At 44.9% G+C, this 25,150-nt stretch carries 21 protein-coding genes; 12 read left to right on the plus strand and 9 right to left on the minus strand.

Going from position 1 to position 25,150, the window contains the following annotated elements; all coding sequences use genetic code 11:
• Positions 1–3 precede the first annotated feature (3 nt).
• Positions 4–894, minus strand: a complete 891-nt coding sequence (locus MKX35_RS26055) for an AraC family transcriptional regulator (protein ID WP_076299101.1) — start codon at positions 892–894, stop codon at positions 4–6.
• Between the two features lie 127 nt (positions 895–1,021).
• Between MKX35_RS26055 and yicI the strand changes: the two genes are divergently transcribed.
• Together yicI and MKX35_RS26065 are read left to right on the plus strand one after the other, a co-directional pair.
• Positions 1,022–3,343: an alpha-xylosidase gene (gene yicI / locus MKX35_RS26060; RefSeq protein ID WP_076299102.1), complete on the plus strand. Its 2,322-nt coding sequence runs from the start codon at positions 1,022–1,024 to the stop codon at positions 3,341–3,343.
• Positions 3,344–3,467: 124 nt separating this feature from the next.
• Entirely contained in the window at positions 3,468–4,634 is a 1,167-nt protein-coding gene (locus MKX35_RS26065; RefSeq protein WP_076299103.1) for an SGNH/GDSL hydrolase family protein, read from the plus strand.
• 99 nt (positions 4,635–4,733) lie between these two features.
• Here the strand turns inward: MKX35_RS26065 and MKX35_RS26070 are convergent, their stop codons facing one another.
• The gene (locus MKX35_RS26070) at positions 4,734–6,395 is read right to left on the minus strand and encodes a helix-turn-helix domain-containing protein (protein WP_076299104.1); all 1,662 of its coding nucleotides are present in this window, start codon (positions 6,393–6,395) and stop codon (positions 4,734–4,736) included.
• Entirely contained in the window at positions 6,392–8,185 is a 1,794-nt protein-coding gene (locus MKX35_RS26075; RefSeq protein WP_341044482.1) for a cache domain-containing sensor histidine kinase, read from the minus strand. Before MKX35_RS26075 ends, MKX35_RS26070 begins: the two co-directional genes overlap by 4 nt.
• 163 nt (positions 8,186–8,348) lie before the next feature.
• Between MKX35_RS26075 and MKX35_RS26080 the strand changes: the two genes are divergently transcribed.
• The 4 genes from MKX35_RS26080 to MKX35_RS26095 all read left to right on the plus strand — a co-directional run bounded on the left by MKX35_RS26080 (position 8,349) and on the right by MKX35_RS26095 (position 13,548).
• Positions 8,349–9,230, plus strand: coding sequence for a carbohydrate ABC transporter permease (locus MKX35_RS26080; RefSeq protein ID WP_076283845.1), 882 nt, complete (start codon positions 8,349–8,351; stop codon positions 9,228–9,230).
• The gene (locus MKX35_RS26085; protein ID WP_042185063.1) at positions 9,230–10,063 is read left to right on the plus strand and encodes a carbohydrate ABC transporter permease; all 834 of its coding nucleotides are present in this window, start codon (positions 9,230–9,232) and stop codon (positions 10,061–10,063) included. The genes MKX35_RS26080 and MKX35_RS26085 overlap by 1 nt, the downstream gene beginning before the upstream one ends.
• A gap of 61 nt (positions 10,064–10,124) precedes the next feature.
• Positions 10,125–11,426 (plus strand): ABC transporter substrate-binding protein, encoded by a 1,302-nt coding sequence (locus MKX35_RS26090; RefSeq protein ID WP_042185065.1) that lies wholly within the window; start codon positions 10,125–10,127, stop codon positions 11,424–11,426.
• A 130-nt stretch (positions 11,427–11,556) separates the two neighbouring features.
• Positions 11,557–13,548: a beta-galactosidase gene (locus MKX35_RS26095; RefSeq protein WP_256716270.1), complete on the plus strand. Its 1,992-nt coding sequence runs from the start codon at positions 11,557–11,559 to the stop codon at positions 13,546–13,548.
• A 502-nt stretch (positions 13,549–14,050) separates the two neighbouring features.
• Here the strand turns inward: MKX35_RS26095 and MKX35_RS26100 are convergent.
• Positions 14,051–14,884 carry an AraC family transcriptional regulator gene (locus MKX35_RS26100; protein WP_076283846.1) on the minus strand — a complete coding sequence of 278 codons (834 nt, stop codon included), beginning with the start codon at positions 14,882–14,884 and terminating at the stop codon, positions 14,051–14,053.
• 119 nt (positions 14,885–15,003) lie between these two features.
• Between MKX35_RS26100 and MKX35_RS26105 the strand changes: the two genes are divergently transcribed.
• A complete protein-coding gene (locus MKX35_RS26105; protein ID WP_076299106.1) occupies positions 15,004–17,034 on the plus strand; it encodes a beta-galactosidase in 2,031 nt (676 codons plus the stop codon).
• 75 nt (positions 17,035–17,109) lie between these two features.
• Here the strand turns inward: MKX35_RS26105 and MKX35_RS26110 are convergent, their stop codons facing one another.
• Complete coding sequence (locus tag MKX35_RS26110) at positions 17,110–17,778, minus strand: hypothetical protein (protein ID WP_076299107.1); 669 nt, start codon at positions 17,776–17,778, stop codon at positions 17,110–17,112.
• A gap of 176 nt (positions 17,779–17,954) precedes the next feature.
• Here MKX35_RS26110 and MKX35_RS26115 point away from each other — a divergent pair, with 176 nt between their 5' ends.
• Positions 17,955–18,512 carry a DUF1273 domain-containing protein gene (locus MKX35_RS26115; RefSeq protein ID WP_042185074.1) on the plus strand — a complete coding sequence of 186 codons (558 nt, stop codon included), beginning with the start codon at positions 17,955–17,957 and terminating at the stop codon, positions 18,510–18,512.
• 85 nt (positions 18,513–18,597) lie between these two features.
• Here MKX35_RS26115 and MKX35_RS26120 read toward each other — a convergent pair whose 3' ends face one another.
• From MKX35_RS26120 to MKX35_RS26135, 4 genes are all read right to left on the minus strand, one after another.
• The gene (locus tag MKX35_RS26120) at positions 18,598–20,055 is read right to left on the minus strand and encodes an amidase family protein (RefSeq protein WP_076299108.1); all 1,458 of its coding nucleotides are present in this window, start codon (positions 20,053–20,055) and stop codon (positions 18,598–18,600) included.
• A gap of 266 nt (positions 20,056–20,321) precedes the next feature.
• Complete coding sequence (locus tag MKX35_RS26125) at positions 20,322–20,813, minus strand: hypothetical protein (protein ID WP_076299109.1); 492 nt, start codon at positions 20,811–20,813, stop codon at positions 20,322–20,324.
• Between the two features lie 69 nt (positions 20,814–20,882).
• Positions 20,883–22,298: a HAMP domain-containing sensor histidine kinase gene (locus MKX35_RS26130; protein WP_076283852.1), complete on the minus strand. Its 1,416-nt coding sequence runs from the start codon at positions 22,296–22,298 to the stop codon at positions 20,883–20,885.
• Complete coding sequence (locus tag MKX35_RS26135) at positions 22,286–22,966, minus strand: response regulator transcription factor (protein ID WP_042193322.1); 681 nt, start codon at positions 22,964–22,966, stop codon at positions 22,286–22,288. Before MKX35_RS26135 ends, MKX35_RS26130 begins: the two co-directional genes overlap by 13 nt.
• Before the next feature lie 149 nt (positions 22,967–23,115).
• On the opposite strand from MKX35_RS26135, the gene MKX35_RS26140 reads away from it, so the two are divergent.
• The 4 genes from MKX35_RS26140 to MKX35_RS26155 all read left to right on the plus strand — a co-directional run bounded on the left by MKX35_RS26140 (position 23,116) and on the right by MKX35_RS26155 (position 25,142).
• The gene (locus MKX35_RS26140; protein ID WP_076299110.1) at positions 23,116–23,829 is read left to right on the plus strand and encodes a YceI family protein; all 714 of its coding nucleotides are present in this window, start codon (positions 23,116–23,118) and stop codon (positions 23,827–23,829) included.
• Positions 23,830–23,994: 165 nt separating this feature from the next.
• The gene (gene mutT, locus MKX35_RS26145; RefSeq protein ID WP_076283854.1) at positions 23,995–24,390 is read left to right on the plus strand and encodes an 8-oxo-dGTP diphosphatase MutT; all 396 of its coding nucleotides are present in this window, start codon (positions 23,995–23,997) and stop codon (positions 24,388–24,390) included.
• A gap of 37 nt (positions 24,391–24,427) precedes the next feature.
• Complete coding sequence (locus MKX35_RS26150) at positions 24,428–24,754, plus strand: nucleoside triphosphate pyrophosphohydrolase (RefSeq protein WP_076299111.1); 327 nt, start codon at positions 24,428–24,430, stop codon at positions 24,752–24,754.
• A gap of 34 nt (positions 24,755–24,788) precedes the next feature.
• On the plus strand, positions 24,789–25,142 hold the full coding sequence (locus MKX35_RS26155; RefSeq protein WP_076283856.1) for a DUF1648 domain-containing protein: 354 nt from the start codon (positions 24,789–24,791) through the stop codon (positions 25,140–25,142).
• Positions 25,143–25,150 lie beyond the last annotated feature (8 nt).

The raw sequence follows: 25,150 nt of genomic DNA on the forward strand, positions 1-25,150 counted from the left end.
ATGTCAACGGGACCCCTTCCTAAACTCCGAAGGCGAGCATTTCATCGCTCTGCGAAACACTTTAATAAAATAGCTCACATTATCAAATCCGACCTCGAATGCGATGTCGGATATTTTTCTGTTACTTTGTTGAAGTAGATCGGCAGCTTGGCGAATTCGGTAAGAGTTAATGTAATCTACTGGAGTCTTACGGGTCATTTCTTTGAAAAAACGGCAGAACTGTCCTTCACTCATGGGGATAAGGTCGGAGAGGTCCCGAGTTCTAATCGGCTCCTGATAGTTATCCTGAATATAGAGAATAATCTTCTTAAGTCGATTGATCTTAGTAGTATCAGCGTCATCCAGCTGGCTGCGGTTTACAAAACGATCCTCTGGAGCAATCAGCGAGAGCATGATGAGTAACGTGCCTTTAATAAAAGCTTCAAACCCGGGAGATTGCGCAGCGTAGGCGTCCATCATGCGTTCTAAGTGTCGCAGAAGTTCATGCTGCCATTTCACAGCCGGTGTTAGGTGGCGAGGAAAGCTTTGTCTTTTCTCCTGAAGGGGTAAGATGGTGTTCTGCTGGATCGTATCATATTGGGCACTAGCGAGAAGATCAGGAAGAAACACGAGCGCACAAAATTTGCAAGGCGTATCTTCGTTCAGTACATAGGCAGCGTGAATATCACCAGACTCGATAAATACAGCCTCACCGGCTTTAAGCGGGAAATATTCGGTATCCACCTGAAACAGAATTTCTCCTTCGAGCAGCATAAAAAACTCCGCTTCTTCATGCCAATGGGTATCGAGGACATGTGTTCCAGCCGGTAATTCTATCCAATAAGCTGCAAGCGGAAACATGCTATCGCCATGCACTCTGTCTTCTTTTAGCAAACTCTGGGTTGTGCGGTCCATAAATGCCACTCCTTTCGGATAAAACATCAAAATAGTGTTATAAATGAGCTATATAGTATTAGTTTTGTTTATTTTTTATCGGTATAATGCAACTATAAACACCAAATTGAAAGGTGGCAAGTACACAATGAAATTTACTGATGGTCTCTGGCTGGTGCGTGATGGTATCACGATTAACGGTGCAGTTCAAAATTATGTTGTAGAAAAGACTCCAGATGGATTAACAGCAATTACTCAAACAACTCCAATCACAGGGCGTTCAGCGACGCTGAATTCAACCCTGCTTACTGTAAAATTTCATTCCCCGCTTCCAGGTGTGGTAGGGGTTAAGATTATTCATCATGATGGCGTACAAGAACGCGGTCCAGTCTTCGAACTCACGAAAGGTACTGGAGATCACGTTAAGATTGAAGAAAACGATTCCGAGACTGTGCTGATCAGCGGCGGACTGCGTGTAGTGATTCGCAAAGGCCAACAATGGGCTGTGGATTTCTATCGTGGAGACGAGAGAATTACAGGCAGCGGTTTCAAGTCCATGGCTTATATCACGGATCAAGACGGCAACACGTATATGCGTGAAGAGCTGGATCTTGGTGTAGGTGAATTCGTTTACGGTTTGGGCGAGCGTTTTACCGCTTTTGTAAAGAATGGACAGACCGTAGATCTTTGGAACAAAGACGGTGGTACTAGCTCCGAGCAAGCTTATAAGAATGTTCCTTTCTATGTAAGCAGCAAAGGCTATGGCGTATTTGTTAACCACCCTGAGTTGGTTTCTTATGAGATCGCTTCGGAAAAAGTGAAAAAAGCGCAATTCAGCGTAGCTGGAGAAAGCTTAGAATACTTCGTGATTGATGGTCCTACCATCAAAGAAGTTATCAGCAACTACACATCACTTACTGGCAAACCTGCACTTCCTCCGGCTTGGACATTCGGCCTGTGGCTGACGACTTCTTTCACTACCGACTACGATGAAGCAACCGTAAACTCCTTCGTAGATGGTATGGCAGAGCGCGATCTGCCACTGAGCGTATTCCACTTCGATTGTTTCTGGATGCGTGAATATCAATGGACCGATTTCCAGTGGGATGAGCGCGTATTCCCTGACCCAGTAGGCATGCTGAAACGACTGAAAGATAAAGGGCTGAAGATCTGCGTATGGATCAACTCTTATATCGGGCAACGTTCCCGCTTGTTTGAAGAAGGCAAGAAAAATGGTTATCTGCTCAAAAAACCTAACGGTGACGTTTATCAATGTGATTTGTGGCAAGCAGGTATGGCACTGGTGGACTTCACCAACCCTGCGGCTTGTGAATGGTATGCCGGCTACCTGCGTGATTTGGTAGATATGGGCGTAGATAGCTTCAAGACAGACTTCGGCGAGCGTATTCCTACAGATGTAGTTTACTTCGACGGATCTGATCCGATGAAAATGCACAACTACTACACTCAATTGTATAACAAGGTTGTATTTGAAGTGCTAGAAGAGAAGCTTGGTAAAAATGAAGCGGCATTGTTCGCACGTTCTGCAACTGCCGGTGGCCAACAGTTCCCAGTTCACTGGGGCGGTGACTGCTACGCAGATTATGAATCCATGGCAGAGAGCCTTCGCGGTGGATTGTCTCTAGGATTGTCTGGTTTCGGTTTCTGGAGTCATGATATCGGTGGCTTTGAGAACACGGCTCCGGCACATGTATTTAAACGCTGGTTGGCGTTTGGACTATTGTCCAGTCACAGCCGTCTGCATGGTAGCACTTCGTACCGTGTGCCTTGGGCTTATGATGATGAAGCTTGTGATGTTACCCGTTTCTTCACCAAACTCAAATGTAGCTTGATGCCTTATCTGTATGATGTAGCAGGACAGGCTCATGAACATGGCTGGGCTTCTATGCGGGCTATGGTTATGGAATTCCCGGAAGATCCTACTTGCGAAGTGTTGGATCGTCAATACATGCTAGGTGAATCCTTGCTTGTAGCCCCAATCTTCCAAGAAAACGGCGAGGCGAAGTACTACTTGCCGGCTGGTCGCTGGACTCACTTGCTTACTGGTGAAACCGTACAAGGTGGATCATGGCGCAAAGAGAAATATGATTTCTTTAGCCTGCCACTATTCGTTCGCCAGAATTCCTTGCTGGCAATCGGCAGTGTGGATAACAAACCGGATTACGACTATGCGAATGGCGTTAAATTCGGCTTATATTCACTTGAAGATGGCACTACGACTTCTGCAACCGTTCGTGATCTCAAAGGTGCTCCTGAATTGACTGTGAAGGCTGACCGTAAAGGCAGTACGGTAACAGTTACTGCGGAAGGTAGCGGTAAAGAATTCTCGCTTTCACTTAAAGATCTGGAAGCTATCGCTTCTGTAGAAGGTGCAGAGCAAGTAGATGAAACTACAGTAAAAGTAAACGCAGGTGCAAAAACCGTATCGTTTACGATTACATTGAAATAAGATTGTTTCTTAAAGCATATTGATATAGCCATAACCTCTCTTGTAAACTGGGTGGATGATCTGTTCCCTTGGTTTATTGGAGAGGTTTTAGTGTTACAATCTTACTGAATAACGGGGGAACGTTATGGATACTAATTTAACAAAGGGAAGTGGAGTATTGAACCAGACGGAATATACCTCAGCAACGGTTCTTTCAACTGCAGCGAATTTTATAATGAATAGGCAAGAAGCGTTTACGCATACCTTCCGGACTTATATTCGTTTAAGGGAAAATGGTACGTTGAAGTTAAAGTTCTGGCATAGCAACGCGGTGGATTCTACATGGGATCAAGGGCAAGAAGCTGTAGGCAGTGAACCTGGAGGCGACTGGGTTATCGAGACAGCTTATATCGCTGACGGAGGAACAGAACCAGACGGAACGATAACTGAAAATACACAGCATGCGCTTACCTTTGAGGGCAAAGCCTCAAAAACCGTTGCGGCTAGCGAATGTTTCTGGAGTGATGAGACAAGCATTGTTCTGCCGGAGGGTCATTACTTGGCGTTTACGTGGACGATTAAGACACTCACTGCAGGTAAATCGATTCCTTTCAATGTTGAAGGGATGCTAGTTTCAGCTTATGACGCGCCCGGAAATCTTGCCGCACAGCAATCAGCGGATGGTTTTACAGCGTCTGATAATCTTTTAGTACTGCCAAGCTTCATTGGGTATAAGAAATCTGTTACCAAGAAACTAATATTCTTGGGGGATTCGATTACTCAAGGTGTGCGGACATTAAAGGATGAGTACGAATATTGGGTCGCGAGAATTGCGGATGGCCTTGGCACGGATATTGGTGTATGGAATCTTGGCTCTGGCTGGGCTAGAGCTTATGATGTCGCCGCGGATGGTCCATGGCTAAACAAAACTAAGCAAAGTGATGAAGTGATGATCGTACTCGGAGTAAATGATATTGATATTGGCTGCCGTTCGGCGGACGAGGTTCTTGGTGACTTGCAGACCATTATTTCTAAGATCAAGGGGGCAAATGCTGAAGCTAATATTATTCTAAGTACGGTGCCACCGTTCAATTTTCAGGGTGAAAGAGAAGAAACTTGGCGCAAGGTGAATCGTGAGATTTTGTCTAATCCGCCTATAGGTGTGAGCCGGGTGTTTGATATAGCAAGCCTATTGTCATTGCCTGCACCAGACGATCACCGGATCAGACCAGAGTTTATGAGTGGAACAGACGACCCGCATCCGAACGGCATAGCCGGTAAGACGGTCGCAGATGCCTTTTTAAAAATATAAGAAAATATAAGTTTCACGCTATACATTATCTTTATATTTCTACGAGAAACGGTTGTCTTCCATAAAGGAGACAACCGTTTTCTCGTAGCGTGGTATTAATTAAATTTTAAACTGGTTTCGATAGTCCTTGGGTGATACACCAACCTGTTTCTTGAATACCTTGCTAAAATACTTCACATCATGAAACCCCACCATTTCGGAAATTTGCGACAGCTTTAGACGAGGGTTCTGTATAAGCAATTTAGCTTTATCTATCCGGACGTTAACGATGAAATCGGAGAAATTAATGCCGTATTCCTGTTTGAATCGGCGTGAAATATATTCGCGGCTAACAAAGAACTTTCCGGCAATCTCCTGTAAGGATAGATCAGAGGCATAATTAAGTTCGATATATTTCACGATATCATGCATAGGATTGCTTTCTTTAGCTTGTTTAGCGGCTATCACTTCTGATATTCGCTCCATCAGATCAAATGACCAGTCACGCCAAGCAAATAAGGAGAACGAGTAACCATTCGTATAAGGAGCTGGGTGAAGCTGGTCGGCCTGTTCTAACTCGGCTAGTGCGCTATCGGCATCAGGACCTAACGTTTCCCGTACCAACTGGGAACGAAATAAGAGTGCATCATTCTTCCACGAGTTTAGAATCTCCGGTGTAACAATTCCGCATCGGCTAAGCTCGTCCACCCAGTGCTGTGCTGCCGCGGACAATACATCAGTGCTTCCGCTGATGACCGCCATTTTCCAATCTTCCTTCACATGTGCGAAGATCGTCGGCGATGCATGTCCTTGAATTTCTGTCTTTGCGGCTTCATTGCGCTCTTTAAACTCTTCGGAGGAAGTAGAAAAATGGCAGTAATCCTCATGAATTAATAAATTTCTACGCTGTAAGGCCTCAGCCACCTCTGCACGCTGATAAGATAATTGCTTAGGCAGGCTGCCGATGCAGCTAATTCCGAAATGCATTCGGACCTGCAAAGTAGAGTAGATCCCCTGATTAATTCTCCCTATAAGCTCGACAACAGACGTTTGGATATCCCATAGAATGATGGCAATCTCCGAAGGACCTCCCCAGTAACGAAAAGCCACACCCTTACGCTGACCTTGCAAAAATTCATTACAAATATTGACGATAGCGTAGTTCAGGAGACCGGTGTCTCCTCCAAAACGGTTAAGAAGGAGATTATTCCCTGTATCTATCTGCACAAGTATTAGGCGCGAAGAGAGGACGTTTTCCGGGATAATGCCATCGCTTCGCAACCTTCGAAGAGATAATTCCGAGTTGATCGGATCATCGATTAGCGCGGATAGCAGTTTTTCTCCGTAGATGGGCTTGAACTCATTAAGCTGAATGTTCTGCTTCTGTCGTTCTCTACGGTCAGCTTCCTCTGAACGCCAAGCAGCCACTGCCTTAGCGATTGCTACATTGATTGCCTCCGCTTCAATGGGCTTAAGGATATAATCAATTCCACCATGACGAACAGTCTGGCGCACGAACTCGAAATCATTATGTCCGCTGACCACAATGAATTTGATGTTGCCGGCAAATTCGTTAACCCATGTCATTAATTCTACGCCATTACCGGATTCCATCATCATGTCCATAATGACCAAGGCTGGTTTCGCTTGCCGAATGATCTCAATAGCTTCATTTCCGTTTCCGGCTTCCAGAATTTCATTGATTTGATGTGCGTCCCAGTCGACAAGAAGTCTAACAGCTTTTCTAACTCTCGCCTCGTCATCAACAATTAACGCCTTCATATCGTCTCACGCTCCGCTATAATGTCTATTTCCAGTCTTACAACCACTCCACCTGCTCTGAGGTTGTCCACCGTCAAGATGGCGCTATCTCCGCATACGAGCTTGAGCCGAGCCAGAACGTTCGGCAGACCAATACCAGATCCTGTAGCTTCCTTGTCTTGCTCTGTATTTCTTAATAAATCTATATCTGTTCTAGTGGAATGTTGAAGCTTCTGCCGCAAAAGATCCAGTTTCGCTGAAGGAATAGCATTTCCGTTGTTTTGAATACAGATTTCCATTCGCTTGTCGCCCAATTCGGCCGCGGTGATCTCAACAAATCCGTCTGAGCGGGAATGGTTAAAACCGTGTTTGAAATAGTTTTCTACAATAGGCTGCAGAATCATCTTAGGCATAAATGTCTCTAAAAGAGCTTCCTCCATATCGTAACGGAAACTGAATTTATTTTCAAAACGTTCCTTCTGTAGTTCGATGTAAGCTTTGACATGATCCAGTTCATCCTTAACCGTGACAATCTTCTCCTCATTGTACATGCTGTAGCGCATCATTTTCGCTAGTGCAGAAAGAAGAGAGTAGATTTGGGGTACTTTAAGCTCCAAGGCAAGCGTACCGATGATCTGCAAGGTGTTGTTAAGGAAATGCGGATTGATTTGCGCTTGCAAAGCCCGCAATTCATTCGTTTTATTAGTTAATTCCAGCTTGTATTCTCTCAGGATCAGATTGTTGATCGTATCCATCATACTGCGGAACCGTTCTGTAACGACACCGATCTCGTCTTTGCCCATGGGACGGATATCGATATCAAGCTTCCCGGTCTGGACCTGATTCATATAGCGGGTCAACTGCTTAATCGGGGCGGTGATTCGAAAAGAGATTAGGATCGTTAACGTTGTAATTGTAATCAGCAGCAGGACCATCAGTGCTATATTGATCGTTGCCGCCTCATTGGCTTCTCGGAAAAGATAAGATACGGGAATCTGCTTCACCAGCGTCCAATTTAACCCTGGACCTTCGATATTCTGGTAGATAAACATAGCTTTGTCCTCTTCAAAGTATCCTTGTGAGCTTTGCTTGTCCCTGATATTCGTATCGTACCAAGCTGCATTCAGTTTCTTGCCGAATTCTTCACTATTGTCCCCGTAGACAATGTTTCCGTTGCCATCCAGCAGCCAGATTTTCTCCTGCTTCTGATCATATAACTGACTGATGATGTCGGTTAGAGCCGTTAGCTTGACATCAATCGACAGGTAGCCAAGCGCTTTTGTGGTAGGGACTCTTTCGATTCTTCTGTGTAAGGTAAACACTGGCTCCGGTATAAATTGCGGGATCGGTGCCGTTAGGCCGTAGCTATGACTTAAATGCGTACTCTGTAAGGATACCGCAGAATCGGTAGTGATCTTGGAATCAGGATAAGGTGGAACACCCTGCCAACGTTTCGGTGTATTTTGGGTGAGCAGAGTGGCTTTGCTGTCCTTGACACCGTATAAATAGACCTGAGATATGTCAGGCATAGATGATGAAATGTAATTTAGAGAAGAATAAATTCGTGCATTTGCTAGCATATCCTCGTATCCAGCTTCGAGAGATCTGTAGAATTCTGAATCTGAATAGACGATAAGGGAGAGTCGATTGATTTCCTGAATCAGACTTTCAATGTTTCTAGTACCTTGAAAGAGAAGGTTCGTATTCTCATCTACTGCTCTTGTTCTTAAGGATTGAGTACTAAAGTGGTAGCTTATAAACATCGTGGCCATAATACAAATTAGTGTTGGAAGTAGGATGAAAACGATCATTTTTGTGCGAATCGTGTTCCATTTCATCGAAATTTGTCACATCCGATCAATATTTTACACCTGAAAGATCACTTCCGTAGGTGTGAGGTGCGCTCAAAAAAACAGATAATATGTGTATAAAGCATAAACAAGTAAGTGAGCAAAAGAAAGGGGGGGACAATAAATGCGCGGCACTAAGTTGTCCCAGTTAGGTCAACAGGTATTCTTCGTTGGTCCTGCAGTTTTGTTTTTTACCTTAATAACGATTATCCCATTTATCATGGGGATGTATTACTCCTTCACAGACTGGAACGGTGTATCCGGTAATGTAAGTTGGGTCGGATTTCAAAACTTCACCACTATATTTACGAATGACCCCGACTTCTGGTCTTCCTTTTGGTTTACCGTAAGATTTACTGTGTTAGGTGTAATTTTGACTAATGTGGTAGGGTTTTTCCTAGCTTATCTGTTAACGAAACCATTAAAGACACGTAACATGCTTCGGACGATCTTCTTTATGCCGAACGTTATTGGGGGATTGTTGCTCGGGTTCATCTGGCAATTTATCTTCATCAAAGGGTTCGCAACAATGGGAGAACTCACAGGCTGGTCGTTCTTTAATCTTCCTTGGCTGGGTGATGCAACAACCGGCTTCTGGGCGATTGTAATGGTTTTTGTTTGGCAGTCTTCCGGTTATCTGATGGTTATCTACATCGCTTCTCTCAGTAACGTATCGAAAGAAGTCCTGGAAGCGGCTGATATTGATGGTGCCTCTCGTTGGCAGGTACTACGCAACATTGTAGTTCCATTAATTATGCCTGCTGTAACTATTGGTTTGTTCTTAGCCATTTCTTGGTCCTTCAAAATGTTCGACCTTAACCTTTCCTTAACGAAAGGTGGACCATTCAAATCTACTGAATCGGTTGCTATGAATATTTACAATGAAGCCTTCCTGAACAATCGTTACGGTCTGGGTACTGCTAAAGCGCTGCTGTTCTTCGTTATCGTGGCGATTATCACCCTGATTCAAGTCCGTATTACGAAGAGCAAGGAGGTAGAAGCTTAATGAACGCCAAGACAAAAAGCAGATGGAATATCGGCGTGGAAGTGTTGATGATTCTTCTGGCCCTGCTCTTCCTGTCTCCATTTTATTTCTTGCTAGCAAACTCAGTGAAATCGTTCGGTGAAATTCTGAGTGATGCTGCAAGCTGGCCACAGACATTTATGTGGTCGAACTATACAAGTGCTTGGAAATTGGCACGTTTCGGTGAAGCTTTCCGAAATTCGGTTATCATAACTGTTATCAGTGTTATTCTAATCTCTCTGTTTAGTGCGATGGCTTCTTATCGTATGGTTCGGGCGAATACGAAATTTAATCAGTTTTTGTTACTGTTGTTCGTAGCCGCAATGGTTGTTCCGTTTCAAACGATCATGATTCCAATCTTGAAAGTTGTAAATGTAATGGGAGTAAACAACTCCTTCCTGGGTTTGATTATCACGAATCTAGGGATCAGTGTTCCAATGGCAATCTTTCTATTCCACGGCTTTATCAAGTCCGTTCCGCTTGAAATTGAAGAGGCGGCTACAGTTGATGGATGTAATCCAATTACCGTATTCTTCCGCATAGTACTTCCTTTGCTGAAGCCAATGGTAATGACAACGATCGTGCTTAATGCACTTGGGATATGGAATGACTATCTGCTGCCTTCCTTGATTCTTCAGGCACCAGAACTTCGGACCATTCCGCTGGCGACCTTCTCCTTCTTTGGTCAATACACCAAACAATGGGATATGGCGCTTCCGGCTCTCGTAATCGGGATTGCTCCAATTATCATTTTCTATCTGTTCATGCAGCGTTACATTGTTGAGGGAATAGCGGCTGGCTCGGTGAAAGGTTAACACCGAGCCCTCCGTTCCAAATATTTCATAAGTAGTCCACTATCTTAAGGGGGAAAATATAATGAATAAGAAACGCTCGGCAGTTGCACTTTCGGCAGTAATGGCTATGAGTTTAGCATTAACAGCATGCGGTGGAGGCAATAACGCTTCTAGTAACTCACAAAATGGAAGCGCTGGCACAGATAAAGGTGAAGTAAAGACGGTTAAGATCTTTCAATTCAAAACTGAAATCGTTGAAGGTCTTAATGAGCTTAAGGTTGAATTTGAAAAAGAACACCCTAACATCAAGCTGGATATTCAAACCGTTGGTGGTGGTGCCGATTACGCTGCAGCACTGAAGACTAAGTTTGCTTCCGGCGACGCGCCTGACATTTTCTCAAATGGTGGATATGCTGAAATGGAGCTTTGGGGAGATAAGATGGAAGATCTGTCCGATCAACCTTGGGTGAAAGATCTGATTCCTATGGCAGCAGAGCCAATGACTAAAGACGGTAAAGTGTACGGTATGCCAATGAACCTTGAAGGAATTGGTTTTGTATATAACAAAGACCTGTTCGAAAAAGCAGGCATCACTGAAACTCCTAAAACATTGTCACAACTAGAAGATGCAGCTAAGAAATTGCAAGCGATTGGCGTAACTCCTTTTGGTAATGCGTATCAAGAATGGTGGCTCCTTGGTAACCAAGGGATCAGCGTAGCATTCGCTCAACAAGATGATGTAAATGGCTTCATTAAGAGCTTGAATGATGGTACCGGTACAATCGTAGGTAACAAAGTGTTTGAAGATTGGAGCAACTTGCTCAACTTGACTTTGAAATACGGACAAAAAAATCCGTTGACTACAGATGCTAACACTCACTTGGCTATGTTTGCTAAAGGTGAAACTGCAATGATGCAAGAAGGTAACTGGGCACAAACCCTTGTTGATAACATTACACCTGACATGAACATCGGTATGTTCCCTATGCCAATCAATGAAGATGCTGCAAAGAATGACAAAATGACTGTAGGTATTCCTGCAAACCTTGTTATCAACAAAGATTCCGGATCTAAAGAAGAAGCTAAAACATTCTTGAACTGGTTGGTAACTTCAGATATGGGTAAAGAGTACATCGTTAAAAAATGGAAATTCATCCCTGCGTTGTCCACCATCGAAGCAACTCCTGAAGATATCGGTAAGCTTGGATCTGACGTATGGAACTATGTAAAAGAAGACAAAGTGTATGGTTTGCAATCCTCTAAATTCCCTGATGGTGTAACTCAAGAATTTGCTAGTGTGATTCAACAGATGATCGCTGGCAAGGTTGATGTGAATGGCTGGATGACAGGCATGCAAGCAGCTTGGGACAAGCTTAAGAAATAAGTGAAGCTCGTTCATAAAGAAGATTAAAATGGACTAGTGGTTAACAAAGGCGTTCTCCGTATACCTCATCATTATGAGACGGGGAGCGCCTTTTATTTTGATGATAACAAGATAGGGGGAGAGGACGCCGGTGAAACGATATGATCTTATTCAGATAGGTGTGGACTATTACCCGGAGCATTGGGAAGAATCCATGTGGGAACCGGATATCAGATTAATGAAGGAAACAGGTGTCAAGGTAGTTCGAGTCGCCGAGTTTGCATGGAGCCGGTTAGAGATAGCGGAGGGCAATTACCAGTTCGGGTGGCTGGACCGCGCGCTGGATCTTTTTCATAAGTATGGATTACAGGTTGTGATTGGTACGCCCACAGCTACACCTCCTAGATGGTTAACTACGAAATTTCCGGACGTGTTGCCGGTATTTGCGAAGGGAGAGACCTTTCACCCGGGAGTACGCGGACACCGCTGCTATAATAGTACATCTTTGCGCGAATACGGAAGTCGTATCACGCAGCGACTTGCGGAGCACTATAGTGAACACCCGGCCGTTATTGGTTGGCAGACTGATAATGAATTCGGAATGTTAGATTGTCATTGTGATGCTTGTAATATAGCGTTTCGCACTTGGGTGAAAGCCAAATATGGCAGCCTTGATCGGGTGAATGCAGAGTGGGGAACGGTTGTGTGGAGTGGAGAATATAGCGATTGGAATGAGCTTACTGTTCCACTGGGCGGATCACCACATCAGAATCCATCATTCCTGCTAGATTATCAGCGGTTTCAGTGGGATTCGGTGGTAGCATTCCAGAAGACGCAGATTGATATTTTGCGGTCTGTTTGTCCGCAGCATTTTATCACTCATAACTTTCATAGCTATCCGCAGCGTCTGGATATGTACGCAGTCGGTGCTGATCTGGATGTCGCTGCATTTGACTATTATCCGAATACTTCGCCAACCAAGCAAGCGACAACACCATATAGCGGAGCACTTTCACTAGATGTAACCCGTGGTATTAAACGTCAAAACTTCTGGATCATGGAGCAGCTAAGTGGTTCACCAGGTTGTTGGATGCCGATGTGGAAAACGCCGTATCCTGGGATGATTCGTGCTTATGCGTGGCAGACGATAGCCAGAGGTGCGGATACCGTCGTTCATTTCCGCTGGCGTAGTGCAGTCGCGGGAGCAGAGCAATTCTGGCACGGACTGATTGATCACAGCAATGTCCCAGGACGAAGGTTTGCGGAGTTCACTCAGTTATGCCATGAGGTTAATACACTCGGGGAGAAGCTAACTGGAACGACGCTAAAGAATGAAGTAGCTATACTCCATTCTCATGAAGAGAAAGCAGCGCTGGATATTCAGCCTCAGGCTGAAGGATTCGATTATTATGAGAATATTAAACAGATACACCGTGCGGTGACGAAGCTCGGTATGGGTTGCGATGTTATCGATCTTAGACAATCGCTGGATGGTTATAAAGTAGTGATTGCTCCGAATTTATATTTGCTGGATGAGGAGATCGTACGTAGTTTGGAGGATTTTGCACTAGCTGGCGGAACTTTGCTTATTACCAATCGAAGTGGCGTGAAAACTACAAATAACATCGCAGTCATGCAACCACTACCGGGGCTACTGAGCTATTGCACAGGGGTTGAAGTGCTGGAGTATGATCCAATAGGTGCTGAAACCCATAAGGTCGTTGATGCTGAGGGTAACCAATATGAATGCACGCAGTGGTGCGACATCCTGAGACCTGTTGTGGCATGGCCGATTGCGTGGTATGGCGATGATTTCTATAGTGGAACTCCGGCTGTAACCGTCAATGCTTTTGGAAAAGGTCAGGTTTATTACTTTGGGACTCATATGGAAGAGAGATTCTGGTCAGTTTTATTGGAGCGCCTTTCCAAACAGCAGGGGCTGTTTAGATTTGAGGGTTTGCCGGATGGAGTACAGGCCTCTGTACGTTCGGGAGATCAAGGAAGCTTCTTATTCTTGCTTAATTTGAGCCGGGAGTCTGTGACGATCCCGTTACCACAGGAGTATAACAGTCTGCTGAATCAATCGATTTGTTCAGGAGAACTGCAGCTTGAGCCGTATGGTGTGGATATTCTGGAGATGTAAAAGATTTTAAGTAATTGCTGATGGGGAGAGGGCTTTATCTCCTTGGGGGTTAACCCTTGTGATTGAGATTGAGATTTGTGATATGTGATTGCATGATGTGCAATTAAATGTACTCCTTGGGTCGGGAGAGCTGTCGAGACAAGCCAGTTAGTGCAGTGAAGAATGCTGCGTTTGGAGTGGAGGGTGAGTTTGTGTGGTGCGGAATAGCTGCACTTTCTACACTTATTTTATGCTCTCGGGCTATGAAATGGATTTAGTTGTATTTAATGCAGCTATAATGCGAAGTATCGCGGTTCACAGCCAAATGCTGAGAATATAACTGCACAGAATACACTTATATGGATATTTTGTGCTGAACAGGCTGATTTAAGTGTACAAAATGCAGTTACTCTTTCGTACATGCCCATACTAATGAGATCTACACAGCGATGAGCTCTATCATACGAAACCTTATGTAACATTTCACTATGCAGGAGGCGATTAAGCTGTACACCTTAGAGTATTAGTGAAGTCGTCTAAACTGCTCCGGTGTAGTCCCTGACTGCTTGCGAAAGGTGGCAACATAATGGCTAACATCACGGAAGCCTACTCTCTGCGAGATGATTTTTACAGTAAGATCCGGCTGGCTTACGAGCATTTCTTTGCTTTTACGGATACGTAGCCGTACGAAATAGGCATAAGGAGATAGCCCAAAGGTTTGTATGAATAGATTGTTGAGATATCGCCCTGAGACGCCGAGCTGATCGGCTAGATCGTTAAGTCCGAGATCAGGATCACCATAATGGCTGTCCATCCATTTCAGAAGCGGCTGCAGCTTATCTACATTGCGGGATATCGTTGTATTGTTATGCAGTTGCCCATATTTGCTTAAAGTAAGCAGAAAGCGATAAGCATCAGTGGAGGCAGTCAGACCAAACATGTCCTGTGAGGCATCATATTGATCAAGTATTTCTCTTAGCAGCTTGGAGAGAGGCGCCTCTTTTTCCCAGCGGTAAAAAGAATTCATATTCATCCCCAGCGTCTCCAAAATAGACCCTGCAGAGCTGCCTCCGAACGTTAAATAAGAGGTGCTCCAGTTAGCAGCCGAAGCTTCATAGCGATGTGGAGTATAGGGGAGAAGTAATACACCACTGCCTGCGGGAAGGGAGAAGCTTTTATTCTCAAAATGAATCACCCCTTCACCAGACGCCGTTTGGAGCCAATGATAGGTTTCGTAGCCATCTAAGCGGGATACTTTTTCCTGTTGATGATTGTGACCGATACTGTCTAATGTGATAGGTAGATCCTGTCCACCCTCATGGGGGAACACAATTCTACGATGCACGATTCCCTTCAATGACTCCATCTCCTCTTAGTTCCATATTCTTATATGCTGGGAAGATTATTTTATATTTATAGCGTTAGGTTAACCGATTACAATATATATATAATTATACTATAAAGGATGTGCGAAGTGTGATTAACGATAAATTACCTAAGATTTGGTACGGTGGAGATTACAATCCAGAGCAATGGGATGCGCCTGTATGGGCAGAGGATGAGCGTATGTTTAAGCTGGCAGGAATTGATGTTGCCACAATTAATGTGTTTTCCTGGGCGCTGATCCAACCTTCCGAAGACACTTATGATTTCTCATCACTAGATGAATTAATGGATAGACTATATAAAAATGGTACTTACGTATGTCTGGCAACAGGTACAGGAGCGCACCCAGCTTGGATGGCTCATCGTTATCCTGAAGTTACTCGTGTTGATGTGAAGGGCAGAAAACGCAAGTTCGGTGGACGTCATAACTCGAATCCAAACAGTCCGGTTTACCGCAAGTTTGCAGCGAAGCTGGCAGGAAAGCTGGCTGAACGTTATAAGGATCATCCGGCGCTTGTAGCTTGGCACGTTTCGAATGAGTTCAGTAATTATGATTATTCTGATTTATCTGAAGCGGCGTTCCGTGTCTGGTTGAAGGATCGTTATGGTTCTCTGGATGCATTAAACAAAGCGTGGAATACACGTTTTTGGGGACATACGTTTTATGATTGGGAAGAAATTGTACTGCCTAGTGAGCTGAGTGAAGAATGGGATGGCAACCGCACCAACTTCCAAGGCATTTCATTAGACTTCCGTAGATTTATGTCTCATAGCTTGCTGGAATGCTACAAAATTGAGAGCGATGCGATTAAGGAGCACAGTCCTAACGTACCTGTTACCACTAACTTGATGGGCTTTTATGATGAATTGGACTATTTTGAGTGGGCTAAACATATGGACGTCATTTCTTGGGACAACTATCCTTCGCTGGATACACCGGTCAGCTTCACAGCCATGGCGCATGATCTCATGCGTGGATTGAAGAATGGACAACCGTTCATGCTGATGGAGCAAACGCCAAGCCAGCAGAACTGGCAGCCCTATAACTCTTTGAAACGTCCAGGGGTTATGCGCTTGTGGAGTTATCAGGCTGTTGCGCGTGGTGCAGACACTGTTCTGTTCTTCCAGCTGCGTCGTTCAATTGGTGCATGTGAGAAGTATCATGGAGCTGTTATTGAGCATGTCGGACATGAGCATACGCGTGTATTCCGTGAATGCGCTGAGCTAGGTAAAGAGCTGGGGCAGCTTGGAGATCAGCTATTGGATGCGCGGAGTGCAGCTAAAGTAGGGATTATTTATGACTGGGAAAACCGCTGGGCCATCAACCTTTCAAGCGGACCATCCGTAGCTTTGGATTATGTGAATGAGATCCATAAATATTATGATGCACTCTACCAACAAAATATCGAAGCCGATATGATCGGTGTAGAAGAGAATCTGTTCAAATATGAGATTGTTATCGCACCTGTGATGTATATGGTTAAGCCGGGTTTTGCAGAGAAGGTTGAAGCTTTTGTAAAAGCAGGCGGTACATTCATTACGACTTATTTCAGTGGAATTGTTAATGAGAACGACCTCGTAACCGTAGGTGGCTACCCTGGGGAACTGCGCAACGTACTCGGGATTTGGGCAGAGGAAATTGATGCACTGCTGCCAGGGATGAGCAATGAGATTGTGATGGACAAAGCGTGGGGCAATTTGAGTGGTTCTTACAAATGTGATCTGCTCTGCGATCTGATTCATGCCGAAGGTGCTGAGGTTTTGGCAGAGTACGGATCTGATTTCTATAAAGGAATGCCAGCCTTGACGGTGAATAACTTTGGTGAAGGTAAAGCGTATTACGTGGCTACCAGCCCAGAAGCGGGATTCTTGAAAGGATTCTTAGCCAATCTGTGTGCCGACAAGAACATTCAGCCGCTAGTAACTGCACCGGAAGGTATCGAATCTGTGCAACGTGTGAAGGAAGGCGTATCCTACCTATTCTTGCTGAACCACACCACTGGTGATTTGAGTGCGGATATTGGTGCTACTGAGCGTACGGATCTTCTGACTGGCAATAAGGTTAGCGGTTCTTGTGTTGTGCCAGCCCGTGGAGTATTGATTTTGTCGGATAAGAACTAATTCGTAGTATATATAAAAAGATCTCCGGGGAACCAGCTTGTCCCCGGAGATCTTTTTTTGTGGTGCAGCATTTCATTAGCTGCTGCTGCTCGCGCTGTCATCTGGAGTAGCTCCACCCGGATTGCCATTACTTAATGTAATGCTCTCCGCCACGGTGGAATCTGATTTAAGTGTGTATTGGATAATATCATCAGCCTTCAGTTCTGCTAAGGTGATCGCATTTTCTTGACGCGTGCCATTGTCGAAGGTAACCGCTACGATTTTAGTATCCGCATCAATCGTAATGTCTGTGGTTTCATCGGAGAAGCTTTGCTGCATTCTACCTCCCTGTGGCCCACCGCCTTGTCCTCCGCCACCTTCCGGCATTTCCCCTTGTGGCATCCCACCCTCGGGCGCAGCGCCATTTCCTGTACTTTGATCGCCATCAGGTCTTTCCGGTGGGGTACCGCCTTGACTGTTCTGCCCGTCACCTTCTCCAGCACCTTGTCGGGGCATAGACATGTCCGATTTATAGATGGTAAGGGTAGTATCGCTTACACTCTTAATCTTACCGAAATTCATGGACATATTAGGTCCGCCATTCTGTTGATCGCCGTTTGCTTGTGGTTGTTTGGCTGCTGAACCCCTGTCTGCTTGGTTATTTGCAGCAGTTGTTCCTTCGGCCTCTGAATTCGCGCTGCAGCCAGCCAATAATAGAGAAGCGAGTAGGCCTCCAGATATTAGAATAGGGACGAACTTTCTCATTTTTTATTCCTCCTTAGTAGGTTAAAGATAGATTAGGAGAAATATAACAAACAGTTCTGAAAGTTTGCTTAATTTCCGCTGAGAGTTTGCCTAAAGAAATGAAATATGCAAATGTTATATAATGAACAAATATGTGGACTTAAAGGATAAGCTAACGTTCAGGAAAGAGGCAGCACATGAAGACTTTACTAGTAACAGGGTATCGTGCGCACGAGCTCGGTATTTTTGACAATAAGCATCTAGGGATTCCTTATATCAAAAAGGCACTAGCTAACCGATTAAAACCTTTGATTGAAGAAGGCGTGGAATGGGTGATTACGCCCGGCCAGTATGGTGTGGATCTGTGGGCATGCGAAGTGGTGAGCGAACTTAAGCTGCAATATCCGGACTTGAAGCTTGGGATCATTACAGCGCATACTGGTCAGGAAGAGAAATGGAAAGAAGAAAAGCAGAACGAGTATCGGCGTATTATTGCGGGTGCGGATTTCTTCGGGGCGGTCAGTAATGCTCCTTATGACGGTAGCTGGCAGTTTCGGGCTAGAGACGATTTGTTGTTCCGCAAAAGTGACGGAATATTGCTCTTTTATGATGAGGATGCGGCGGAGGGGAGTCCGAAGTTTTTTAAAGAGCGGGCGCTGAAGCTGCATGCTGAAGGAGAGTATGAGTTGTTTCTAATTCACTCTGATGAAATTCAGAATATTGCCGATGAAGAGAATCAACGTGACTATGAGTAAATATATGTAAATTTCGGAAAAGTAAAAGCCCGTAAACAGTGAATGAGACCATCACCGTTTACGGGCTTTTTGATATAAGAAGTGATCAGATAAAACTCTTTAGTGATGGTGCTTTTCGCACCTTGTAGTTTTGTTCATATGCATAGGCGAGCTTGATGAGTGTAGGCTCCTGATAAGCTTTCGCTGAGAAAGTTACACCGAAGGGGGCGCCGGCTGATGTATAACCGGAAGGCACAACGATGGACGGATATCCTGCTCTGGAGGTAATTCTGGCGCCGAAATCGGCGGGGAACAGCAGGGCATCCAGATTGTGCTCCTTCATGGTGGCGTCGATGCCTTCTTCCTTACATAGTTTTAGGTCAGTCGCACGGTGCAGCAAATACTTTGGTTCGGTTTGTGTGCCGGAAGAGGTATATTCCGCATCTATTAACGTAGCTTGACCATATCTCAAAGTCTCCACAGGATGTGCATGATTAAAATCAATAATATCCTTCAACGTTCGCATCGGTGCACCAGGGCCCAAACGAGATAAATAAGCGTTCAAAGCTGTTTTGAATTCATTCAATACCACAGAAGAATAACTAATTTCCCGGGCGGTCTTAATATCCGCAGGATCAATAATAGTAGCTCCAAGCTCTTTCATTCTATCTACAGAAGCATTGAACAGTGCAAGTTGTTCTTCTGTCAGCTCCTCGAAATAATAATCACGCGGGATACCTATTCGGGCGCCTTGCAAGCCATTCTGGTCTAGGAATACAGTGTAATCCTTGTGGATTCTACCTATATTCGTTCCCATTGCTGCATCTTGAGTATCATTGCCGAGCATAGCGTTTAGCAGCAGAACGGCATCACGAACGGTTCTGGCCATAGGGCCAGCAGTATCTTGTGTATTGGATAGCGGAAGGATTCCCGAACGGCTGAGCAGTCCAACGGTTGGCTTAATGCCAATAATGGAGCCCAAGTTGCCAGGGTTAAGGATCGATCCCGAGGTTTCTGTGCCGACAGAGACTGTACAAAAGTTACAAGCGACAGCTACCGCGGAACCAGCACTGGAGCCACCTGTTGGTGTAGATATATTGTAGGGGTTAAGGACCTGCCCGCCGCGGGAGCTGTATCCGGAGGGCATGCCGGTTGTCATAAAATTGGCGAATTCGGTCATATTGGCTTTACCCATAATGATTGCTCCGGCTTCACGCAGTTTGGTAACTATAAACGCATCTTCCCCGGCAAAAGAATTCGCCAAAGCCAGCGAGCCCGCGCTAGTATGCATTTTATCCCCGGTATTGATGTTATCCTTCAATAACACAGGTATGCCGTGCAGGGGTCCCCGGGAGCCTTTGATCGTACGTTCAACATCTAGAGATTCTGCGATAAATAATGCATCAGGATTGATCTCCAGCACAGAGTTAATCGTCAGGCCATTTTTGTCATGATCAGCTATGCGTTCATAATACATGAGAACTAGTTGTTTTGACGTAAGTTCTCCGGCTTCTAATGCAGCTTGGATCTCCGGTATAGTGGCTTCTACGATTTCAAAACTCATGTGCGTTCACGCTTCTTTCCCTTTAGGATATAGCTTCCCCTTCATCTAACCATAATTTGGGTTTTAGTGGTAGTATTCTTTTTATACTACAAATTATTGAATGATGGTCTCGGTAGTTAGAGGGGATATTAATGTTTTTTATTAGCGAAGTTTTGGGTAGAGCTTGCAAGCGCGCAACTGAAAAAAGGTGTCCAAATGGCCAAAATAAATGGCTGTTAGGACACCTCTTTTTATTTTTTTCTGATAGGAGTTATTATTACCCCTGCTTACTCCTGTGCTGTAAATCCCTCTTCTGCTAAATATTCTTTAGCTTCCTCAAGGGTCTCAAAGGCCATTTCTAGATTAAGGTCGGCATAGACATACCATAAATCATCCTCAAGTTTTAGAGTCAGTGTATGGCCCTCATCATTAGTCCAGAGTGAGTCGGCGGCTGCCGCAGTCTTTTTCTTTCTTTTGCTGGCTACAGGGGCGTCTGGAATGTAAATAGAAAGTGAGGTGATGGAGGCATCCAACAGACTCCGCAGCTCGGATTCCGAGTAGTCGCGAATGTTCACAAAGCCCTTATCATCTGCCTCATAGCCCCGCAATAAGCCTGCGAACACATAACCATTCCCATTAGGATGCAGATGGTAAGCAACGGTTTTCTTATCATGCTGGCTTTCCTCGTAGTGATAGTTCACGCGCCCAAGGGATACGTTTTTACGTTCCAGTTGGGGGTAAGAGTCGAGAATCGCTAATTTTTGTTCAAAAGTAAGCATATACAGCCTCCGGTTTTCGGTGTGATTGTGCACATGATTATACCATGACGATGGCCCGTAGACTATTTTTTAGTGATCAAGCGGCAGAGACAGCACGAAGGTACAGCCTTCCTGGGAGTGCTTCTCAAGCACAAGGCTTCCGTTCATAGATTCGGCTAAAAGACGGCTGAAGGTGAGACCGAGTCCCAGACCCCGTAGTGTGCTCTGTTTGTCGCTACCTCGGAAAAAAGCCTCGAAGACATGCTCACTATGATTTGATGAGATGCCCAGCCCATTATCCTGAACACGAATCTCCGCCATGCCATGACCTTGCTGTTCAAGCAGCTCTACTGTAAGCTGCACCATTCGGTCTGGGGCTTTGGCTTGTACACTGTTATTAAGTAAATTGACGATGATTTGTTGGATACGTAGCGGGTCCCCACACAAAAATAAGGGAGTTCTTGGCATATGGAGCATAGGCTCTGCAACTTCATCCGCTTGTGTCAGCTTCCATTGATACACGATTTCAGATAACAGTGGCACGGCATCCAGTCGATCGTGACGGACAGAGACGATTCCTGCAGTCAGTGCGTTGTAATCCAGAAGATCGGCAACCATCCGTTGCAATCGTCCAGCTTCCTGCAAAGCAATATCTAGAAATTCCACAGCTTCATCGTCTTCGACAACCCCTTCACGAACGGCATGGATTAGGCCTTTAATAGAGGTTACTGGTGTCTTTAGTTCATGGGATACACCGGCTAACATAACCGCACGGGACTGCTCAAATTGTTGTAACTTGCCTGCCATCTCTTCAAAAGACAACATCAGTTCATGGATTTCTCGTTCTTTGGCGTCCTTATCCAGAACGATATCATAACGGCCATGACTGATTTGAGCGGCTGCTTTGGCTACTTTCTGGATCGGTTTTGCCAGTTTACGAGACAAGAGGTAAATGGTTAGCCAACTTAATATGATTAGAAATAGCAACAGGATGGAGAAAAAAATGATCTCCTCCTGAGGGATATGCCTCAGCGATTTCTTGGATTGAAGGACAATCACCTGTCCAAGCGTTTTGCCATCCGATTGTATGGACGCTACTGCAGCTTTGAACTCCGGACTGCGAGAGTCGTTAAGGCTATCATTAAGTTTATGCCTCATCTCATCTTCAGTTAGTGGTGGCATAGAGAACAGCATCTGATCTTGCTGATCCGTAATGATTACACACATTTCTACGGTTAACTTGAAGAATCGTTTTCGGTCTTCAATGAGCATTCCAAGATTTTGGCTGATCTCTATTGAACCCTCACGATTTACGCTCCGGTCGGCAATCTCCTGTGCTAATAATCCAGTAGTCTGCATCCGGTTACTCATAGCTTCTTGTTGGATCCACCAGAACGTCGTTAGTGCAGTTAGCAGGAGGCCAACACTAATGATGAGCAGGTAACGAATCGTCCAATAGGAGAGAATCGAAGTACGTTTGGGGCTGCTTTTCTTTAGGTTGTCCATAATTGATATCCTGTCCCTCTCAGGGTACGGATTTCCCCCTCATCTACTGGCCAATGCGACAGCGCTTGGCGAAGTCTTTTGATAGACAAGTCCACGGCTCGGTCACTTCCTTCGTAATCCATCTCCCAGACATGTTCTATTAATTGCTCGCGAGTACATATTTGATTAGGTCTTTCAGCCAGAAATAACATGACCGACATATCACGTGGACTAAGACTCAGCTCAACCCCGTTTAAAAAGACAGCTCGTGCAGTAAAGTCGATAAACAAACTGCCATAATGCCGTTTGCGGCTGCCATCGGACCACTGCGAAGGACGGCGTAACACAGCATTCACGCGTGCCACCACTTCCTCAGGAATAAAGGGCTTAGACATATAATCATCCGCACCACCGTCGAGACCGGCTAGTCGGTCATTGATCCCGTCCCTTGCGGTGAGCATGATCACGGGACAGCTGCTTTTTTCACGGATCAGCTTTAGCAGTTCAAAGCCGTCCATGTTTGGCAGCATGATGTCGAGTAATACTAATGAGGGAGGTGTTATAGCAAAAGACTCCAGCGCAGCACGTCCGTCGGCTACACGGGTGACATGGAAGCCTGCTTTTTTCAGATAGGCACTGAGGACCCTGGAGATAGCTTCCTCATCTTCAACAATTAGAATGGATCTCATCATGTGGTGGTCCTCCAATCTATAAAATTACGACAAGTTTAACACATCATAGCTCGCTCTGCTCTGACTTCTTCCCGACTTATTGCTTTGTTAGAATGAGGGACGAGCTTGAAAATATACAGAATATTTTGAATATTGGAGGGAACAGGATGAAGAGAAAAAGAATAGCCTTGATCGCTGCCGGAGTCATTATCGTTGGAGTAGTCACAGGTTATACATTGCTGGATAAATCGCTGGGCAATAATGTACAGATCGAGTCCGTGATTCCAGGGCAAGCCACAACAGCCGGTAATGGAGAAAGCACGACTAACACTGGAGCACCAGTAGGTATGGCGGTCACAGCCGACCAATTAAACGGTGATTGGACGGTTACGGATGCTTCTAAAGTATATTGGTCAGTAACCACCTCTAAAGAAACAGTAAACTTCGTGGATAACAAAGTTCAAGGTACCTGGAAAGTTAATATAGAAGATTCTACTTCGATGGTTGGAGAAGGGTCAGTAGATATGAGCGCTCTGGACTCTGGCAATGGTCAAAGAGATGAGCATGTAAAAGGGGAAGATTTTCTAGCCGTTACGGAATTCCCACAATCTACGTTTTTCGTTAAATCATTCTCGGAGCTGCCAACGGAATGGACTGAAGGAGCCACTGTGCCGGTTGAAATGCAAGGAACGCTTACAGTGAAGGGTGTAGAAAAGGACGTTACCTTCCAGTCTCAAGCAGCGTACAGTGGTGGACAGCTGATGCTGTCGGGTACAACAACAGTGGCTTTTTCTGATTTTGGCTTAAGCAATCCACACACCGTTGTGCTGGATACGGAGAACAATCTTGAGGTTCGATTAGAGCTTGTATTGACGAAATAGCAGTCTTTCCGTAAAGAAGACTTTGCTGTGAATTTATAGAGAAACTGTACGGAAGAGACTTTCCCGGGCCTAATAGCTTTTGGGAGAGTCTCTTTGGTTTGGAATGAAATGTATGTTTTAATAGAAGTATCTGTCTAATAAAAAGCAATAAAGGAGGTGTTCCTTGTGATCCAGGTGGCGGCAGCGATTATACATAATGAAGAAGGACAGATTCTTATTGCTCGGCGCAGGCAAGGTAAATCTCAGGCAGGTCTGTGGGAATTTCCTGGCGGCAAAATAGAGCAGGATGAAAGCATCGCAGATTGTCTGCAAAGAGAGCTTCAGGAGGAGATGGGGATAACAATCCTTCCCTATGAAAGCTTTGGCGTGAACGAGCACAACTATGGAAGTGTCGAGATCAGACTGTTTGCTTGGAAAGCCCGATATCTGGGAGGTGTAATTGAACTTGTCGATCACGATGAATATAGGTGGGTGTTTCCAACTACACTCGGTCAGTTCACTTTTGCTCCTGCAGATATTCCTTTTGTAGTACGGCTAATGGTGGGGTCAGATCAAGTGTGAAGGCAGTCTGAACATCAAGTAGAAAGGAAGAACTTAAGTGCCCGTATATGAAAAGCTAGTGCGTGATGGAATCCCTAACCTGATAGCTTCTCAAGGTAAAGACTTTAAAACAAGAATATTAGAGTCCAAAGAATACATAACTGAACTACGTAAAAAATTGAAAGAAGAGTCGGAGGAGTATTTTCGGGCAGTGAGTAATGAAGAAGCTCTAGAGGAGCTTGCCGACATGCTGGAAGTAATTCAAGCGCTGGCGGAGACCCATGGAAGTAATAGCGCAGAGCTGGAGGAGCTTCGTGCGGAGAAAGCTGAAAGTCGTGGTGGATTTAAGGAACGGATATTTTTAATTGAAGTGGAAGGAGAATAACTAGAGATTATTGTTCCGTATAAGGAGGTTATTAATGTTGTCCAAAACCAAACTGATGATGATCTTAAGCGGTGTGGTAGCCTTAATTCCTGTAGCTATTTATTTATTTCTATATTCCAAAATGCCTGATAGGGTCCCGATCCATTACGATGGGAACATGGCTGATAGATTTGTAAGTAAGTCTAGTCTGGAGGTTATTTTGCAAAGCGGGCTTGGATGTTTGGGATTTATAATCATGAAATTCCTGCAGTTCCTTTTGCAAAAAGCGTTTATTCAGAGTTCTAACGAGCATTCAGCGGCTTTGAGCAGGATCTGGAATATTGCTATTTTGGTGGTGACGGTGGTGTTTGCTGGCATCAGTTCCTATACATTTATTAGAATGGTCTGATAGAATTA

It is taken from the genome of Paenibacillus sp. FSL R5-0923 (assembly GCF_038009145.1).
Lineage (GTDB): Bacteria > Bacillota > Bacilli > Paenibacillales > Paenibacillaceae > Paenibacillus_AQ.